Annotated in this window: 15 protein-coding genes; 8 read left to right on the top strand and 7 right to left on the bottom strand. The window is 51.8% G+C overall.

The window, feature by feature from the left end; translation table 11 throughout:
* Nucleotides 1–28: 28 nt before the first annotated feature.
* The 5 genes from treZ to ACHQGU_RS09300 all read left to right on the top strand — a co-directional run bounded on the left by treZ (nt 29) and on the right by ACHQGU_RS09300 (nt 7078).
* Nucleotides 29–1786: a malto-oligosyltrehalose trehalohydrolase gene (gene treZ, locus ACHQGU_RS09320; protein ID WP_395494833.1), complete on the top strand. Its 1758-nt coding sequence runs from the start codon at nt 29–31 to the stop codon at nt 1784–1786.
* Nucleotides 1783–4359 carry a malto-oligosyltrehalose synthase gene (gene treY / locus ACHQGU_RS09315; RefSeq protein ID WP_395494831.1) on the top strand — a complete coding sequence of 859 codons (2577 nt, stop codon included), beginning with the start codon at nt 1783–1785 and terminating at the stop codon, nt 4357–4359. The genes treZ and treY overlap by 4 nt, the downstream gene beginning before the upstream one ends.
* A gap of 228 nt (nt 4360–4587) precedes the next feature.
* Complete coding sequence (locus ACHQGU_RS09310; RefSeq protein ID WP_395494829.1) at nt 4588–5721, top strand: acyl-CoA dehydrogenase family protein; 1134 nt, start codon at nt 4588–4590, stop codon at nt 5719–5721.
* Nucleotides 5718–6449: a PIG-L deacetylase family protein gene (locus ACHQGU_RS09305; protein ID WP_395494826.1), complete on the top strand. Its 732-nt coding sequence runs from the start codon at nt 5718–5720 to the stop codon at nt 6447–6449. The genes ACHQGU_RS09310 and ACHQGU_RS09305 overlap by 4 nt, the downstream gene beginning before the upstream one ends.
* Nucleotides 6446–7078, top strand: coding sequence for an SAM-dependent methyltransferase (locus ACHQGU_RS09300; protein WP_395494824.1), 633 nt, complete (start codon nt 6446–6448; stop codon nt 7076–7078). The genes ACHQGU_RS09305 and ACHQGU_RS09300 overlap by 4 nt, the downstream gene beginning before the upstream one ends.
* On the opposite strand, the gene ACHQGU_RS09295 is transcribed toward ACHQGU_RS09300, so the two are convergent.
* Nucleotides 6987–8075, bottom strand: coding sequence for a glycosyltransferase (locus ACHQGU_RS09295; RefSeq protein WP_395494822.1), 1089 nt, complete (start codon nt 8073–8075; stop codon nt 6987–6989). The two genes, ACHQGU_RS09300 and ACHQGU_RS09295, sit on opposite strands and share 92 nt — an antisense overlap.
* A 315-nt stretch (nt 8076–8390) precedes the next feature.
* Between ACHQGU_RS09295 and ACHQGU_RS09290 the strand changes: the two genes are divergently transcribed.
* Both ACHQGU_RS09290 and ACHQGU_RS09285 read left to right on the top strand, forming a co-directional pair.
* Entirely contained in the window at nt 8391–9251 is an 861-nt protein-coding gene (locus ACHQGU_RS09290; RefSeq protein WP_395494820.1) for a glucose 1-dehydrogenase, read from the top strand.
* The gene (locus ACHQGU_RS09285; RefSeq protein ID WP_395494818.1) at nt 9244–10509 is read left to right on the top strand and encodes an AGE family epimerase/isomerase; all 1266 of its coding nucleotides are present in this window, start codon (nt 9244–9246) and stop codon (nt 10507–10509) included. The genes ACHQGU_RS09290 and ACHQGU_RS09285 overlap by 8 nt, the downstream gene beginning before the upstream one ends.
* 17 nt (nt 10510–10526) lie before the next feature.
* Here the strand turns inward: ACHQGU_RS09285 and ACHQGU_RS09280 are convergent, their stop codons facing one another.
* The 4 genes from ACHQGU_RS09280 to bdcA all read right to left on the bottom strand — a co-directional run bounded on the left by ACHQGU_RS09280 (nt 10527) and on the right by bdcA (nt 13320).
* The gene (locus ACHQGU_RS09280; protein ID WP_395494817.1) at nt 10527–10967 is read right to left on the bottom strand and encodes an SRPBCC family protein; all 441 of its coding nucleotides are present in this window, start codon (nt 10965–10967) and stop codon (nt 10527–10529) included.
* 30 nt (nt 10968–10997) lie between these two features.
* Entirely contained in the window at nt 10998–11759 is a 762-nt protein-coding gene (locus ACHQGU_RS09275; protein WP_395494815.1) for an SDR family NAD(P)-dependent oxidoreductase, read from the bottom strand.
* A 172-nt stretch (nt 11760–11931) separates the two neighbouring features.
* A complete protein-coding gene (locus tag ACHQGU_RS09270; RefSeq protein WP_395494813.1) occupies nt 11932–12543 on the bottom strand; it encodes a TetR/AcrR family transcriptional regulator in 612 nt (203 codons plus the stop codon).
* Between the two features lie 63 nt (nt 12544–12606).
* A complete protein-coding gene (gene bdcA, locus ACHQGU_RS09265) occupies nt 12607–13320 on the bottom strand; it encodes an SDR family oxidoreductase (RefSeq protein WP_395494811.1) in 714 nt (237 codons plus the stop codon).
* A gap of 200 nt (nt 13321–13520) precedes the next feature.
* Here bdcA and ACHQGU_RS09260 point away from each other — a divergent pair, with 200 nt between their 5' ends.
* Nucleotides 13521–14732: an MFS transporter gene (locus tag ACHQGU_RS09260; protein WP_395494809.1), complete on the top strand. Its 1212-nt coding sequence runs from the start codon at nt 13521–13523 to the stop codon at nt 14730–14732.
* Between the two features lie 14 nt (nt 14733–14746).
* On the opposite strand, the gene ACHQGU_RS09255 is transcribed toward ACHQGU_RS09260, so the two are convergent.
* Together ACHQGU_RS09255 and ACHQGU_RS09250 are read right to left on the bottom strand one after the other, a co-directional pair.
* Complete coding sequence (locus ACHQGU_RS09255; RefSeq protein WP_395494807.1) at nt 14747–15598, bottom strand: alpha/beta hydrolase; 852 nt, start codon at nt 15596–15598, stop codon at nt 14747–14749.
* Nucleotides 15599–15857: 259 nt separating this feature from the next.
* Complete coding sequence (locus ACHQGU_RS09250) at nt 15858–17126, bottom strand: c-type cytochrome (RefSeq protein WP_395494805.1); 1269 nt, start codon at nt 17124–17126, stop codon at nt 15858–15860.

Genomic DNA, 17126 nt, shown 5'->3' with positions numbered 1-17126 from the left:
TTGCCCCTGCACAAAAAGGCTTCTGACCATGCAGACATTTCGGTTTAGAAAAACGTTTGGTGCGGAACTGGAAGCAGAAGAGCGGACAGCTTTCACGCTCTGGGCCCCGTCCAGTGAGGAGGTGTTTTTAGAGATTGCAGGGAAACCTGCTCAGAGAATGAATTCTGATGGGCAGGGTCTCTTCAGTTTGAAGGCTACTTGCGGTGCAGGAACACGGTATCGTTTTCGTGTTTCCGGCGGCCAGTCTGTTCCTGATCCTGCAAGCCGCAGGCAGCCGGATGGAGTGCTGGGGGTGAGCGTCGTGACTGATCCTGAGGCTTATCAGTGGCAGTGTCCGGAATGGCAGGGGCGGCCATGGAATGAAGCTGTGATTTATGAACTCCACGCCGGTTTGCTGGGAGGATATAACGGCATAGAGCAACTGCTTGATGAATTGGCGGCGCTTGGCATAACGGCCATTGAACTTATGCCCATCAATAGCTTCGGAGGAACCAGAAACTGGGGATATGACGGGGTGTTGCCTTACGCGCCTGCGGCTCCTTACGGTTCCCCAGATGAATTGAAAAGCCTGATCGATGCAGCTCATGTTCGCGGGCTCATGGTTTTTCTGGATGTGGTCTATAACCACTTTGGGCCCGAAGGAAATTTTCTGCCTGTCTATGCGGCCGCATTTTTTGACCATGCAAAGAACTCGACCTGGGGCACGGGCATTGCCTTTGACAAACCGGAAGTTGCCAATTTCTTTATAGAAAATGTGCTGTACTGGTTGATGGAATATCGGTTTGATGGAGTGCGGATTGATGCCGCGTCCGCCATTTCTGATCATGCATGGTTTGGCGCTTTACGCGAGAGGGTAGAGGGGACCGTTGAGTCCGGGCGGCATGTCCATTTAATTCTTGAAAACGAGAATAATGATGCAGGATTGCTTCGGGACGGCTTTACAGCCCAATGGAATGATGACGGGCATAATGCTCTGCATGTTTTGCTAGCCGGAGAACATGACGGATATTACAAGATGTTTGCCAAAGATCCTACGCAGGATCTCGCACGGGTCCTGGCTGAAGGTTTTGTTTATCAAGGGCAGTTCAACCCGTATTCCGGTAAAAATCGCGGAATGGCAAGTGGAGATCTCTCAGCTACGAAATTCATTCTATTTTTGCAAAACCATGATCAGACTGGCAATCGTGCCTTAGGAGAGCGGCTTCTGGCGCTGGCAAAACCAGAGGCAGTCAAAGCGGCTTATGCGTTGCTTTTTTTAAGCCCAATGATTCCTATGATTTTTATGGGAGAAGAGTGGGGTAGCCTGACCCCCTTTTATTTTTTCTGTGATTTTCATGGTGAACTGGCAGAGCAAATAAGGGAAGGGCGGCGAAAAGAGTTTGCTCAGTTTCCGGCTTTTCAAGATGAGAAAAACCGGGAACGTATTCCTGATCCTAATGCGCTGGCGACTTTTGAAGCCTCCCGGCCAGAGAGAGTTGCGCGTGAGACTGAGAGGGGAAGGGCGTGGCTTGCCCTGACCCGGCAGCTTCTGGCTTTGCGCAGAGAGTGGATTATCCCATATTTGCATGACGTTCAGAGTGCTGGCGTGCAGGTATTAGGCACTGGCGCTTTACATGCTCGCTGGCGTTTAGATAACAAGAAAATCCTTATTCTGTTTATCAATTTTTCTGAAACAAAATATGAGATCCCAGAAACATATTATCTGATTTATGAATCTTCTGAGAATAGACGGGTTGGGCTCTTGCCTGCGTTCTCGCTGGTTGCCTGTGTGGAGGATGTAGCATGACACTATCACTTCGTGCGACCTACCGGATTCAGTTCCATAAAGACTATACTTTGTATGATGCAATCTCATTGGTTCCATACCTTAAAAAACTCGGTATCAGCCATATTTATGCGTCTCCCCTTTTAGCGTCAGCATCAGGCTCTCTTCATGGCTATGATACGATAAGCTGGGATTTTATTGACTCAGAAAGGGGCGGGGAGAAGGGGTTGCTGGCTCTGGTTGAAGCGCTGCGTGCGCACGATATGGGCCTCATTCTTGATATTGTGCCTAATCATATGACGACAAACCCTCAGAACGCATGGTGGCAGGATGTTTTGCAATACGGAAGAGAGAGCCAGTATGCGTATTACTTTGATATCAACTGGAGTGTTTCCGCTGAGCAGGAGACGCATAAAATCATTCTTCCTTTTCTCGAAAAATCATTGGAAGAAATTTTAGAAGATCAAAAGATCCGCGTCTCTTATCAGGAGAACACACATTCTTTTGTCATCACTTACGAAGATAAAGTTTTTCCTCTCGCACCAGAAAGCCTCTCAGATACTGAAAAAGAGCTTTTTGCGGATTTCTTTAATCCCGAGACTCTAGAGGGAAAATCCAATCTTCTGGCACTTTTGCAAAAGCAGCATTATCAGCTGGTCTGGTGGCAGACTGCTGGTGATCTGCTCAACTGGCGTCGGTTTTTTGACGTTACAGCGCTTATCGCTCTGCGGATGGAACGTCCTGAGGTTTTTGCGCGCACGCATGCCTATATGTTTGATCTCTATCGGCGTGGTCTGATTGATGGCGTGCGTGTTGATCATGTCGATGGATTGCTTCAGCCTGCGCGGTATTGTCAGGCGTTGCTGCAAACCCTGAACGCTCTGACGCCTGAAAGGCCAGAAAACCTACGTGATGCGCCCATCATTTTTGTAGAGAAAATCCTCTCATCCGGAGAACGTTTGCCCGAAAACTGGCCTGTAAGCGGGACCACCGGCTATGATTTTCTCGAACAGCTCTCTTTGCTTCTGCATCATCCGGCGGGAGAAGAAAAGCTGAATACCTTATGGGCGCAACTGGGCCCGCATCCTTATCCCAAAGTCATGAGGACTGCACGTGATGAAAAACTGAACTCATCATTTTATAAGATGTTTCAGGATCTGGCGCAGTCTCTTAAGGAGTTTTTTCCACCAGAGCAGAATATTACCCAGCACGCTATTGCGTGTGTATTACAAGAAATTTTATTAGCTTTTCCGGTGTACCGTATTTATTTTTCTGAGACGGAGCTGAGTGAACAGAGCCGTTCGTATTTGTCTGAAGCCTGTGAGCATGCGAAGAAAAGGCTGCCAGTACACTCCATTCCTCTACTGATGTCCCTGAAAAAGCTTTTAAGCCAGATTTCTCCCCTGAGTTCTGACAGAAAAAGTTTTCAGGATATGTTTGTGCATCTGACAGCCCCGCTTGTTGCCAAGTCGGGCGAGGATACGGCTTTCTACCGCTATGATCGTCTGCTCTCCCGGAATGAAGTTGGAACAGATCCTGCTATTTTCTGTAAAGGCATTGAGGCGTTTCATCAGACAAACCTGACACGTCTTGCGTCACACCCACAGGCGCTGCTCTGTACAGCCACACACGATCATAAAAGAGGAGAGGATGGCAGAGCGCGCCTTATGGTCCTTAGTGAGCCTGAAGCCAACTGGACGGAGATTGTAACGCTCTGGTTTGAAAAAAATAAAGCCTTACACATGCAGGCGCGCGCAGACTCTTCTGTGAGTAGGGCTGATGAATTCTTTTTCTACCAGACACTTATCTCTGCATGGCCTGTTGATACAGGCGAGCTTTCTGACCTTCCAAAAAGATTAGAGACGTATCTGACCAAAGCTCTGCGCGAGAGAGGTTTAAGAACAAGCTGGGCAGACCCTGATGCGAATTATGAAGAAAGCTGCCAGCATTTTGTAAGGCAGCTTTTGCAAACCTCATTTGTTGAAGAACTTTCTGCATTTGTAGATCACATTTCTCCGGCAGCCGCTCTGAATAGCCTTACGCAGGTCATACTGCGTTCTACAGTTCCCGGAGTGCCTGATTTGTATCAGGGAAGGGAAGGATGGGACTTTAGTCTTGTTGATCCGGATAACAGGCGGCCGGTTGATTACTCTCGCCTCGGGAAAGATCTTGAGGTTGACAATCGTCTGGCAACATTGGCGTCCAGTTGGCGAGATGGGCGGATCAAACAGCATCTTCTTTTTAAACTTCTGAAGCTCAGAGAAAATTATCCGCAGCTCTTTATAAATTCCCGCTATGAAGCTGTTTCAATTCAAGGTGAACTTTCTGATCATGTTGTGGCATTTCAATGTTTTGCAGAAGACATGAAAATGCTGGTCATTGTAACGCGCTTTGGGTCGTCTCTTTCTATGGATGATTCGTTGCAAAGCCATGAGAAGGGATGGAATACAACACACCTTTCCCTGACCGAAGAGGAAGAGGGTGAAGCGTGGGAAAGTATTTTGTGGGGAAATTCTTTTAAAAATTCATCTGCTTTTGGTCTGGGTTATTTTTATGGGTCTGTGCCTTTCGATGTGCTTATTGCGTCACGTTAGGTCATGGCGCGCGTAGGAAGGGGAGTAGGTTTTTTAGATAAATGGATGGGTGCTCGTTATGACGAGATAATATGCTTGGATGAGATGTGACGACTTTCACGTTCCTGCTCACCGGGAAAGAAGAGTGGTTTTCAACATAAAGTGACCGCAAATTCCCTTTTAGCGTCGCATCTTCCCTCAAGGCTCATACGTTGCAGGAAGGACGTTAGTGGGGATGGACGCTGAAGGATGTTAATTTCAGATGAGAAGACTTCCATAAAAAATCTTTCTGGTTTTCGAACCGACATAAAAAATCTCTTCGATGGATGGAAAGCTAGTCCTTATGTGCAGGAAGAAAATCTTTTCCCTGCCGAATTTCTGAAGGCCTTACGTGAGATTGGTGCATTAGGCGCTCTGTTATCGCGCGAGGAAGGTGGTCTGGATCTATGCCGAACACCGGAAGGGGGACTGGTTCTTATGACCCTTCTGCGGCGAACAGGTTACGTGAGCCTGTCTTTAGGGCGCTGCCTGGAAGGGCACGTCAATGTTGTGCGTCTTGTGGAGCTTTACGGGACATATGAGCAGCGCCGCGCGTTTGCACGCCGTCTGCAAAGCGGAATACTGGCCGGTATATGGGTTACGGACGGCGCCCCGTCTGTGACGATCAGGCAAGAGAACGGGCAGTACAGGCTAGCCGGAATTAAAGGGTTTGCCAGCGGCGTCAGGCACGTCAGTGTGGCTCTGATAACAGCCACCACCCAGGACGGGCATTCCATCATGCTTCTGGCGCCCACAACGGAGCCCAATCGCAGGCGGGCAGGGCCGGGGACATTAACCGGGATGCAGGCTAGTGGCACGGGCGCCTATGATTTTACAGATGTTATTATCTCTTCAGATCATATTCTCGGCTCAGCAGGAGATTATTTGCGGCAGCCTGAATTCTCAGCAGGAGCCTGGCGGGGCTCTGCTGTCGCCTTAGGTGCAATAGATCGGCTGATTGACCTTCTCAGGCAAGAATTGCTGGAGCGAGGCCGGGCAGATAATCCGCATCAACTCAGCCGGATCGGGGAAGCCCTTATTTTGCAGAAAACGGCTGCCATGTGGGTAGAGCAGGCCGCTAAAGCTGCCTATGCGCCCCGGATGACGCCAGAAGACGTGGTGGCAATCGTTAATCTTGCCCGTCTTGCCGTTGAACGGGCGGCGTTGGAGTTGATTACGCTTGTTCAAAGAAGTTTGGGGTTGTCTGCTTTTGTGAAAGGTAAAGCGGTGGAGCAGGTCATGAGAGATTTGATGACCTATCTGCGGCAGCCAGCACCCGATGAGGCGCTCACAGATGCCGCTGCGTGGTTTGTCGACCATGACTGGCCGGAAGAAAGTCTATGAAGGTCAGGGAAGTCCTTGAGAATTTTTCCAGATTTCCGGTTGCCTCTTTTGATAAAATTGCGCCGGGAACGTCTCTTATACTGTCACCTCATCCTGATGATGAAAGTCTGGGGTGTGCAGGATTTATAGCAACAGCCATCAAACATGGGTGTCCACCCGTTGTGGTGATCGTGTCAGATGGGGCTGCGTCCCATCCCGGTTCTCAGCTCTGGCCGCCTGAACGACTGGCTCTGTGTCGGCAGGAAGAAAGCCGAAATGCGGCTAGTGCGCTTGGTCTTTCTTCCGATCGTCTTTTTTTTCTAGGCCTTCCGGATACAGCGGTTCCCACTGAAGGGGCTGTTTTTGAGCAGACTGTTCGCCATTTGCAGGAGCTGGTGGAACAGTATCATTGCCAGAATATTCTCGTACCCTGGCGTCACGATCCCCATTGTGATCATGAAGCGGTCTGGATCATGGGGCAGAGAGTAAAAGCTTTGCAACCAGAACTCAGAATACTGGCTTATCCTGTATGGGGGCTGACACTGCCCCCTGAAAAAGACCTTCAAGAGACGCAGACCGCTGGATGGCGTCTCAATGTTGAAGCTTTCCTGCATTCCAAACGACGCGCCATTGAGGCTCATAGGAGTCAGCGGGGGCTCGTCGTAAAGGATGATCCCAGTGGCTTTGTTTTGCCCGAACACTTACTGGAAAAAATGCTTCAATCGTATGAAATTTTTATTGTCTCATGAGCAAAGAAACCTGGAAACCAGACGTTTTTGAAAATCTCTTTCAAAAGAGTGATGATCCGTGGGATTTTGAAAGCAGTCTTTATGAACAGAAGAAATTAGCAAAGGTTCTGGAATGCCTCCCAATTCGTCCTGTGTCTTTCGCTGTAGAGTTGGGGTGTGCAATAGGGGTTAGCACGTTGGCCCTTGCACAATATTGCAAACGTATAGTGAGCGTGGACGCTTCAGAAACAGCTCTTGAGAGAGCAAAGAAGCGCTGTGAGGGAGTGGGGCACGTTACGTTCATCAAGGCGTTCCTGCCGGAAGACTACCCTGCCTCGGCAGCGTCAGGGTGCGATCTCGTTCTCATTTCTGAAATTCTTTATTTTTTGAGTGTCGATGATATTCAGCGCCTCGCAGGCATGGTGACACAGAGCCCGACTGCCGCAGGGAGTATTCTGATTGTAAACTGGACAGGCCCGACGGATACACCCTGCACCGGTGATGAAGCTTCTGACTGTTTTATTGAAGCGTGTCGGGCGCTGCATTGGGAACCTGATCTTAGCGTGCGGGGGAGTAGCTATCGCATTGATCGGCTGGCGTATGGCTTAAATTCTCAGAAAGGCAGGGGCGCGTCTGGCGAAGAAAGCTGAGCACGCGCCGCGCGCGCTTGACGTGTTTTTCAAGATCGTCTCGCCGGATACGTGTGGGAGGACAGTCCGCGAGAGCAGGTCCGGGCTGGTTTTTGCCCCGGTAGGCCAGTTCTTTACGAATACGGCGCAATCGGCTTGAGACCATCTCAAAAACCTCGTCAATATATTCGTCCTGCGCGCGTAGCCTGCGCGCAAGGGTTTCCGCCATGCCGCCTTGCGCACGGCCAGAAAGGCGGGCTGAAACGTAAACGATAACGTCTGGTGCATGACGCACGGGGATGCCGTTCTGTCTTAACATTTTATAAAACTGACGATCTTCCCCCGTCGGAACATCTGGTATTCCATCCACCTGCGCCCAGGCCTGCCGTGTTACGGCGATACTGGCGCCTGAATGTTCGATATGCCGGGGCCATGGGTCATGAGGTTCCGGGCACAATTCCAGAGTAATCTGATCCAGAAGTGCGCCATAGGCCTGCTCTGCTTGTTCATCCTGATGCAAATGCAGGGGAATTTTTGCGGATTCAGACGGCAGAAGAAGGGCTCGTCCAAAGACGGCTTCTACCGGGTAATGAGCAAACGCTTCAAGCGTGCGGTATATCCAGTCTTTCGAGACTTCTGCGTCCGCATCGGTTGTAAAGAGCAGAGCATCAAGGGGCGCATGTCTGGCGGCATGCGCCAGGGCTTCTCTGCGGGCTGTTCCTGCACTCGCTAAGTGCGGTTGATAGACAACCTGAACAATCTCCAGGGTAAAGGGGAGCTTGTCTTGTAGGGAGCGTGCCCGGTCACAGGTTTTATCTGTGGTGTTGTTAAGCCACAGAACAACCTTATCTGGCAGAGCGTAGGATTGCGTTGCCAGAGCGATCAGGCAGGGAATAATGTGCTCTTCTTCATTACAGGCTGGAATGGCAATAATTCTTTGTTTTTTCCAGAAAAGGCTTTCTCGAACTGTTACTGAAGGCGTGCCAGTAATCCCATTATCAAGGTATTGAAAAGACATAATGAGCGGCCTCGTCGCAAGAAGATATGTTTTCTTCCTGAGACGTATCAGTCCCTGAAAAAGTTCATTCTTTGTTTCTGAATGAGCATTAAGATTATTTTATAATAATGCCAAAGGGTGCTGCTGGTTGGCTATAAAGCATTGTGATGCATGGAAATAGCCTGAATATAAAAAGAGTAGTAAATTTTTCTTGTTTTAGAAAAAGGAAAAATTCCCATTTGTTGATATCGTGATGATTTTTTATGAAACTTTCAAACGAACCTCTCGCTAACACTAAATGTTTTGCGCACATCAAAGTGTTATAGGAGCAGATTCATGACATTCGCCATTCCACCGCAGAGCCAGGACCATCAACCCGGCGTTGAAAAGCTCATGAAGCCTTTGGCTGTTCATATCCGTCCTGATTACAAAGGAAGCGGAAAGCTTGAAGGGAAAAAGGCCCTTATTACTGGGGGTGACAGCGGTATTGGCCGCGCAGCAGCCCTTCATTTTGCGCGAGAAGGGGCCGATGTTTCCATTCTTTATTTCGATGAGCATGAAGATGCGCAGGAAACAGTGCGGCTGATTGAAGCAGAAGGGCGCAAAGCGCTGGCGATTGCGGGCGATGTTGCAAGCAGTTCTTTTTGTAATGATGCTGTTGCGGAAACGGTGAAGATACTGGGCGGGCTTGATATCATCGTGAACAATGCCGGCGTACAATACGTCAGTGAAGATCTGACTGATATTACGGATGAGGTCTGGCAACATCATATGAATGTGAATATCAACGGCTATTTTTATATAACCCGGGCCGCTTTGCCGCATTTAAAAAAAGGCGCTGCGATTATCTCGACATCCTCCATTAACGCTTTTGTAGGCAACAAATCTCTGGTTGCCTATACGACGACTAAAGCTGCTGAGATGGGCTTTACGCGCGCCCTTGCGCTGCAGCTTGCCGACAAAGGCATACGTGTTAATGCCGTAGCACCGGGGCCGGTCTGGACGCCCCTCCAGCCTGCCAGTTGGGGCCCGCTTGATCCAGAGGCCGTGGCTGATCTGGGAGCCGATACGCCATTGGGTCGCTGCGGGCAGCCTGCAGAGCTTGGACCTGCCTATGTTTATCTTGCGTCGGAGGACTCAAGTTTTGTGACAGGTCAGACCTTGCATGTGAATGGCGGAAGGATCGTCAATGGTTGAAATGCTGCCATCTCTGATGGTTCCGGCATCAAGCTGGTTGCGCTCTACGCCGCATCACTACTGGCTGGAGCATCAGGGGTTAAGGTTGCTTGATTTTTCCAAAGCCTCCCGATTGAGTGTCGGCTTTGGTCCTTTGGATAACAAAGGCTTACTTGTCCCGCATGCGCAGCCAGATACGACGCTGACGGCCCGAATGACGCATTCTTACGCTATCGGTGGTCTGCGTGGTGTGCCGGGGTGTCTGGCTGTGGCCGAGCATGGCGTGCAGTCGCTTCTCGGACCGTTGCGTGATGCAGAGCAGGGAGGATGGTTCGGGGGCCTGACAAATGGTCGCCCGACACAGGAACAAACCCGGAAGCAGAACTATTTGCACGCATTTGTATGCCTCGTGGGCTCGACAGCTGTCGTGGCAGGGCTTCCGGGCGCTGCGCAGCTTTTGGAACTGGCAACAACGGTGTGGGAAAAGCGTTTCTGGAGTGAAGAAGAAGGAGTTTTTCGCGAAAGCTTTTCTGCCAGCTGGTCTGATGAAGAAAATTACCGGGGAGCTAATTCCAACATGCACTCAGTAGAGGCTTGCATGGCCCTTGCGGATGTGACCGGTGATCCTATCTGGCGGCATCGTGCCTTGCGCATCGTTAAACGCTTTATTCACGATCTGGCACGGGAAGCGGATTACGTCGTGCGTGAGCACTATGACCGCCAGTGGCACTATTTGCCAAACTACCATCAGGATAAGCCCGCTGATGATTTACGTCCTTATGGGTTAACGCCGGGCCATTTTGTGGAATGGGCCCATTTGCTCCTTAAGCTTGAGGCTGCTTTCCTGCGTGAAGAAGGGGATGCTCCGGCATGGCTGCTTACGGACAGCATTGCGCTGTTTGAAAAAGGTATGTCGGTAGGGTGGAGCACGAACGGGAAGGGAGGCCTTCTTTACACCGTGGATAATGATCTGGTTCCCGTGATCGAAAACCGACCCCATTGGGTGCAGGCTGAAGCGTTGACCGCCGCAGCAGCCCTTTTAAAACGCACTGGCTATGCCCGATATGAAACATGGTATCGGACAATCTGGGATTATATTGATCTTTGCATGATCGATCGTAAGCAGGGAGGCTGGATTCAGGAAGTTGATCCCGATAACCAGCCCTCTGAAGTTGTTTATACCGGCAAGGCTGATCTCTATCACGCCTGGCAGTCTACCCTGGCACCCCTTTTGCCGTTATCTCCCAGCTTTGCGACCGCAGCGCGTGATCTGTTTTGAGGGAAAACTCTCGCAGATTATTTGCCAGATAATTTGCTTGCCAGACGATCAAATGCAGGCTGGTAAATCTGGACAGGCATGCGCGTCTGCATTGCAGAAGCATGGTCGGGATCAGCTTCAAACTGTCCTTTCCAGCGGATAAAGGTGCGGTCACCATCTGTTACGGGCAACAGCGTGATTGTCGAGCGATAGTTCCAGATCGGCAGTGCTGATTCAATGATTGAAAATGTCACCGCATGATCGGTGTCGGAGAGGGCGAGAAGCTGTTCGCGGATAAATCCGACATCGCCCATCTCAAGGGACCGTATGGCACCGACGCGATCACCCGGATCGTTCCCTTCGATCTTGCAGCTTTTTACACCCGGCAACCATGCCCCAATGGCGCCGAAATCCCGGATAAGGGGCCAGACGGAGGCAATAGGGGTATTGAGAACACTGCTGGCCATGACATCTATCATCGTATTTTTCCTCATCATCACTGGATGGTCTTAAAGTGACTGGCCGCCGGTGACTTCGATCCGTTGACCGTTCACCCAGCGCATGTTGTCGGACAGTAATGCAGCAACGGCAGAACCAATGTCATCCGGTTGCCCGACACGCCCGAGGGGGGTGATCTCTGCCAGACTGTTGTTAACCTCAGCATTGTCTCGCACCAGCCCACCACCAAAGTCAGATGCAATGGCGCCCGGAGCTACGGCATTGACGGTAATGCGGCGTTCGCCCAGTTCTTTTGCCATGTAGAGCGAGATCACTTCGGTTGCGCCTTTCATGGCTGAATAGGGGCCATGATCCGGAAGATAGAAACGCGTGGCCGCCGAGGTGATATTGAGAATATGGCCGCCATCACAGAGCAGCGGCAGAAGGGCTGCGGTCAGCAGATATGGCCCCTTGAAGTGAATATTGTACTGGTTGTCGAGTTGTTCGGCTGTCGCCGCATCAAAACGGGTGTGAATGATATTCCCGGCGTTTTGCACAATGTATTTCAATGTGGCCTGAGAAAAGTCTTCATCAAGGAGCTTTCTGACCTGCGCCGTAAAGGTCGCAAAAGTGGTGTGGTTTGAAATATCCAGTTTCAGCATACGCAGTTTAGAATTTTCGGTGCTAAGTGCAGCCTCAGCAGATTTCGCCTCGGCTTCATTGGTAAGATAGGTGCCAAGCACATCAATGCCTGCTGCAATGAGATGTTTTGCGATACTATAACCGATCCCGCGATTGGCACCTGTAACAAGGGCTGCATATTTCTGGTTCATGACCGGTTTCCTTTGAAGGAGTTTGTAGGGCACAGACTGCCGGAATGAGTCGGTTATACTTAAAGACTAATCGATACATAAATAGAGTGGAGTGGTTCGTCAACAAATTACGTACCGACTGATACAGATATTACCTCAACAGGATGAGTGCCAACGGGTCTGTTAGGATGCCTTACGGGCTCACGGTGAGGCTGTCCCACACCTGCATGAGTGTCGTGATGGCCTCGTCAAGCTTCTTGGTTCTGTTGCCATCCCTGGCTTCACAGGCCATGCCGTGCAGAAAAGTAACAAACAAGGTGGGGAGAGTTTTGGTGACGGGCGTGTCAGTGAGTTCACCGTCTGCCACAGCCCGCGCAACACAGTCCTGGAAGCCCTTTCGACTGCGCTCTCTCTGCGCAGCCAGAAGGGTCTGTACCGGCTCGTTTTCAGGCGAGCAGTTAGAAGCCCCCAGCACAATCAGACAGCCGGTGGGGTGGGAGCGCGTCGTCTGCATGCGGGCGGAGCGGCGGAGTGTCTGTTCGATGGCGTCACGCGGTGCAAGTGTTTCATCCCACAAGGGCGCCATCACCTGCCCATAAGTTTCCACATAGCGCTGCACGACTTCCCGGAACAGAGCTTCCTTCGACCCAAATGCAGCATAGAAACTTGCCGGCGAAATATTGCCCATGCAGGCCTTGAGCTGGTTGAGCGACGTTGGTTCATAACCCTGCGTCCAGAACAGCGTTAGCGCCGCATCCAGCGCCTTGTCCCGGTCAAACTCGCGGGGCCGTCCTGTCCGGGCCATGTGTCGTCTCCGTTCGTGTAAAGAATTTTCTATACTAAGCGGTCCGGAAGTGGATTGCCAGCCTTACGCGCTGAAGCCACCATCAATGGTCTGCATCGCTCCGGTAATGCCCCGTGCTGTATGTCCTGCAAGAAATGACACATAAGCCGCAACATCCTCGGCAGTGCCATGTTCCTTGATCGCCATAACGCTGTGCATGAGATCGGCTTCCGGACCATTGGCGGGATTCATGTCTGTATCTGTTGGTCCCGGCTGAATGACGTTGACTGTGATATGACGTTCTCCAAAATCTCGTGCCAGACCACGAACCATGCTTTGCAGCGCGGATTTTGTCATGCTGTAGGCTGCTAGTCCCTTGAAGGGAACGCGGTTAGCGTTTGTGGAGCCAATCAGGATGATCCGGCCACCGTTCGGCATGGAACGGGCGGCTTCCACCGAGCAGTGATAGGCTGCGCGAATGTTGATATCGATCATGCGATCAACGTCATCAGGATCAAGCGTGAGCGGATTTCCGGCAATGCAGATTCCGGCGTTGAAGACGAAAATATCGATGGGGCCGACATTGCGCGTGGCTTCAAGAATGGCTGAACGGTCTGTTGCATCCGCCTGAATGGCTTCCGCCCCGGTCTGACGGGCAAGGTCTTCGGCTTTTGTGCGCGAACCGGCCCATGTGAAGCGCACTGATGCGCCTTCGCTTGCCAGACGTCTGACGATAGCGGCCCCAATCCCCCGGCTTCCGCCAATGACGAAGGCCTTCTTGCCTGAAAAGTTTTCCATGTCGTATTTTCCTATTTCTGTATCGGTCAATACAAAATAAGAAAGGGGATTATGCAAGTTAATTCTATATCGAATGGTATGGAATTTAGTCTTTTTACCTCTCGAAAAACGCTCTTCCAGACCACGCGGTAGAGAAAATCATTGCCGCCCATTTCCTATCGCTATATCTGTATCAACCGTTCCATTTATGTGAGTTGCAGATGACCAAAAGTCTTCCCCCCTCTTCAAACGACCGCCTGCCGGTTGCGGGTCTTCTGGCTCTCGCGATGACCGGCTTCCTGTGCATCATGACTGAAACGCTGCCTGCTGGTCTCTTGCCAGAGATTAGTACAGGCCTGCATGTATCCGCCGCTTATGCAGGGCAGATGGTCACCGCTTATGCCGTGGGTTCCCTGAGTGCGGCTATCCCGCTGACGCTTGCCACACAAAGATGGCGACGGCGCGCCGTGTTGCTTCTGGCGATCATCGGTTTTCTGATGTTTAATTCCATCACGGCGCTCTCATCAAATTATTGGCTGACCCTTGTGGCCCGTTACTGTGCGGGTGCCGCAGCCGGTCTGGCGTGGGCACTGCTGGCGGGGTATGCGCGACGGATGGTAACGCGGGCCCAGCAGGGGCGGGCGCTGGCCATTGCCATGGTGGGAACACCCATTGCGTTATCTCTGGGCGTGCCGGCAGGCACATGGTTGGGGGCCGCGTTGGGCTGGCGGCTGGCATTTGGGGTGATGTCGGCCTTCACTCTGCTGCTGGTTGGCTGGGTGTTGGCAACGGTGCCGGATTTTCCGGGGACGCCCCATACGGAACGTCTTCCTTTCCGGCATGTCCTGATGACGCCCGGGGTCAGATCGGTGCTGGGCGTCGTGATGATGTGGATGTTCGCGCACAATATTCTCTACACCTATATCGTACCGTTTCTTGTGCCTTCAGGGCTGGCAGAGAAGGCTGATCTTGTGTTGCTGGTTTTTGGTATGGCGGCCCTTGGCGGGATCGGTCTGATCGGACGACTGGTGGACCATGCGTTACGTGCAGCGGTTTTGGTCAGTCTGGCAGTGTTTGCACTAGTCTGCGTTGCTTTTTCCATTGGAGCGAATTCACCCGCGGTGATCTGGGCGGGTGTCACCGTATGGGGACTGACTTTCGGCGGGGCAGCAACATTGCTCCAGACGGCTCTGGCGGATGCGGCCGGAGAGGGAACTGACGTGGCGCTCTCCATGAATGTCGTGGCCTGGAACAGCGCCATTGCCGGAGGCGGTTTGCTGGGAGGAGCTTTGCTTGATTTGTGGGGGGCAGCGTCTTTCCCCTGGGCGATGCTGGGTCTTCTGGTCTGTGGCTTTGGGATTGCGTGGAAAGCGTGCTCGCATGGGTTTCCAGCAGGTCACCGCCTCGCGCCCCGATACTCGGAAAATCCGTAATTCTCTTAATAGGCTTATTTCAATTTTGTCTCCATCCATGCACTGATTTTATCAATGACGTCATCTTCAATACCAAAGTAACCATGAGGGCTAAGAGAACCACACGTCTTTTTCGATTTGGTGAGACCTCCTGTCACTCTTAATATCTGCACATCGGGACTGCCTGTCATAGAAGCAGCAATACGGTCTGCGTTGTGCGGTGGGGCCACGTTGCAGCGATCAGTCTGGTTTGCAACGATGAGAACTGGTGCATGGATGTCCTGAAGGGGAGCGTTAAAAACAGTTTCCTTACTGCCACCCATGACGGAGACAGCTTCACTCACCACAACCCCGGAAAGAGTGCCCGGTGGTGTATGAGCCGCGCCGTTGACTGCCGCGATTGCGCCCTGACTCGTGCCGAAAAGAAAAACAGGGGCTGTTCCCTCTTTATGAACAAAAGTGAGGATATCATCGATAACACGCGCATAGGATGCGGAACTGCGGTGCCCCCTGAGATTTACATGGTTGATCGTATCTGGAATGAGAACTGCGTAATGGCGCTGGTTCCATAACCCTCGCGTTCGCACCACAAAATTATTCCCATGACGGATGCTGCCATTCTGTTCCAGGCCAATATCGCCAGAGCCACCGGGAAACATGATAAGTGTCGCGCGTGGGTGTGCTGGGGTGCACAATAGAGCTCTTACAGAGTCGCCATCACGGAGGGGGATGTTAACAACCCTTTCATTCATGCCAGAATTTATAGAGCTAATGGGTATGCCCGGTGCAGGATGGCTCTGGGCATGTACCGCTATTGGTGCAAGCGCCGAAAAGAAGAGTATTGCGGCCGCATTATATAAATATTTCCACATGAGCTTTACTGGCATGGGTTTTCGTCAGGAGGATTGAAGCATGCTTCAGATTTTCCTCAAAACGCAACAGGCCTCAGTGAGGGGCAGGAGAGCCAGGCGGTCGGTGGAGTATAGTCTGCACGTCTTATGGCAGCGCTGACTGCATGGACTATGATCAAATGATCCAGAGGATGTTTTGCGCCATGCATTCATGAATTTGCAGAGCACTTTCAGCCACGAATGAGTTTTTCGGACTGAAAGTGCTCTGCACTCTAAGGCGCGTTGACAGAAATTGTCAGCGTGGAACGGCTGGCTGAGCGCTGATAGTGGTGCGCGCTTTGCTGACATCCGCAGCGGAAAGAGCGGGAGCCGCATTCCCCCAGCTATTGCGGATGTAAGTCAGAATGTTCGCAATTTGCTCATCCTGCAATTTCCAGCCAAAGCCAGGCATAGCAGCCCCTGTAGGGTTTGCGTGTGTTGCCGGGCCTTCCGTGCCTTTGAGCACAATATTCAGCAGGCTGTCGGGGTTTGATGCATTGACGGCCGGGTTGTTGCGGAGGTCCGGGATCATGTTGGAGATACCCGCGCCACTACTCCGATGGCAGGCACTACATTCCACCATAAAGTCCCGCTGGCCTGCGGTGACCTGCGCATTCGAGGCAGCCAGAGGCTGGGGAGGGGAGACAGTTCGGGGCGGCAGGGCTTTGAAATAGGCTGCAATGGCTTTCAGGTCTGCATCCGTCAGATGCTGGGTGGAATTTACGATGGCTTCCGTCATCGGGCCTGATGCTGCCGTATAGCGATTGGTGCCGCTGCGCAGATACGTCACGATATCGTCCGCAGTCCATTGGCCCAGACCTGTGTGGGCATTGTTGGTCAGGTCAGGCGCAAACCATCCCTGAAGAGATGCGCCCTGAAAAGTGTCTTTCGTATCGCCGCCAAGGGCATTCTTGGGTGTGTGGCATGTGCCACAATGTCCGAGGCTCTGGGCCAGATAGGCACCTCGGTTGATTTCGTCACTTTTTGAACTATCAGGCACAAAAATGGCATCCTTAAAGAACAGGAAGTTCCAGAACACGAGCAGGGTGCGGATATTGTAAGGGAAGGGGAGCTTATTACTCTCTACCTTATGGCTTACAGGGGGAAGGGTGCGGATATACTCCCACAGATCCGCAATGTCGGCATCGGTGATCTGGCTGTAAGCCGTGTAAGGCATGGCGGGATAAAGATGCCCGTTCGGGCCTTTGCCATGGCGCACGGCGTTATCAAACTGTTCGAATGTCCAGTTGCCAATACCGGTTTCTTTGTCAGAGGTAATATTGCTGGTGGTGATGATCCCGAAAGGTGTTTTCAGATCGAGGCCACCGGCAAAAGGCTTGCCATCTGTGGCGGTGTGACAGGCAAGACAGTCCCCCGCAACTGCGAGGTAGCGGCCATGTTCCATGCGCGCATTCACAGGTGCATTTTGAGCATGGACCGTGCAGACCGGAAGCGCCGCGAGAGACAAAACAACGCCACTGCGAAAACTGATGCGCAGAGCACGCTGAAGCAGATTTCGTGTCAT

Origin of the sequence: Acetobacter sp. KSO5 (assembly GCF_044094635.1) — a bacterium.
Lineage (GTDB): Bacteria > Pseudomonadota > Alphaproteobacteria > Acetobacterales > Acetobacteraceae > Acetobacter > Acetobacter cerevisiae.
The sequence above is the reverse complement of the archived record's forward strand: the minus strand, read 5'-3'. Positions and strand labels throughout refer to the sequence as shown.

Bases quoted from the DNA above. Each gene is read 5' to 3' on its own strand.
- treZ (WP_395494833.1), top strand. From the start codon at position 29: ATGCAGACATTTCGGTTTAGAAAAACGTTTGGTGCGGAACTGGAAGCA.
- treY (WP_395494831.1), top strand. From the start codon at position 1,783: ATGACACTATCACTTCGTGCGACCTACCGGATTCAGTTCCATAAAGAC.
- ACHQGU_RS09310 (WP_395494829.1), top strand. From the start codon at position 4,588: ATGTTAATTTCAGATGAGAAGACTTCCATAAAAAATCTTTCTGGTTTT.
- ACHQGU_RS09305 (WP_395494826.1), top strand. From the start codon at position 5,718: ATGAAGGTCAGGGAAGTCCTTGAGAATTTTTCCAGATTTCCGGTTGCC.
- ACHQGU_RS09300 (WP_395494824.1), top strand. From the start codon at position 6,446: ATGAGCAAAGAAACCTGGAAACCAGACGTTTTTGAAAATCTCTTTCAA.
- ACHQGU_RS09295 (WP_395494822.1), bottom strand. From the start codon at position 8,075: ATGTCTTTTCAATACCTTGATAATGGGATTACTGGCACGCCTTCAGTA.
- ACHQGU_RS09290 (WP_395494820.1), top strand. From the start codon at position 8,391: ATGACATTCGCCATTCCACCGCAGAGCCAGGACCATCAACCCGGCGTT.
- ACHQGU_RS09285 (WP_395494818.1), top strand. From the start codon at position 9,244: ATGGTTGAAATGCTGCCATCTCTGATGGTTCCGGCATCAAGCTGGTTG.
- ACHQGU_RS09280 (WP_395494817.1), bottom strand. From the start codon at position 10,967: ATGATAGATGTCATGGCCAGCAGTGTTCTCAATACCCCTATTGCCTCC.
- ACHQGU_RS09275 (WP_395494815.1), bottom strand. From the start codon at position 11,759: ATGAACCAGAAATATGCAGCCCTTGTTACAGGTGCCAATCGCGGGATC.
- ACHQGU_RS09270 (WP_395494813.1), bottom strand. From the start codon at position 12,543: ATGGCCCGGACAGGACGGCCCCGCGAGTTTGACCGGGACAAGGCGCTG.
- bdcA (WP_395494811.1), bottom strand. From the start codon at position 13,320: ATGGAAAACTTTTCAGGCAAGAAGGCCTTCGTCATTGGCGGAAGCCGG.
- ACHQGU_RS09260 (WP_395494809.1), top strand. From the start codon at position 13,521: ATGACCAAAAGTCTTCCCCCCTCTTCAAACGACCGCCTGCCGGTTGCG.
- ACHQGU_RS09255 (WP_395494807.1), bottom strand. From the start codon at position 15,598: ATGCCAGTAAAGCTCATGTGGAAATATTTATATAATGCGGCCGCAATA.
- ACHQGU_RS09250 (WP_395494805.1), bottom strand. From the start codon at position 17,126: ATGACACGAAATCTGCTTCAGCGTGCTCTGCGCATCAGTTTTCGCAGT.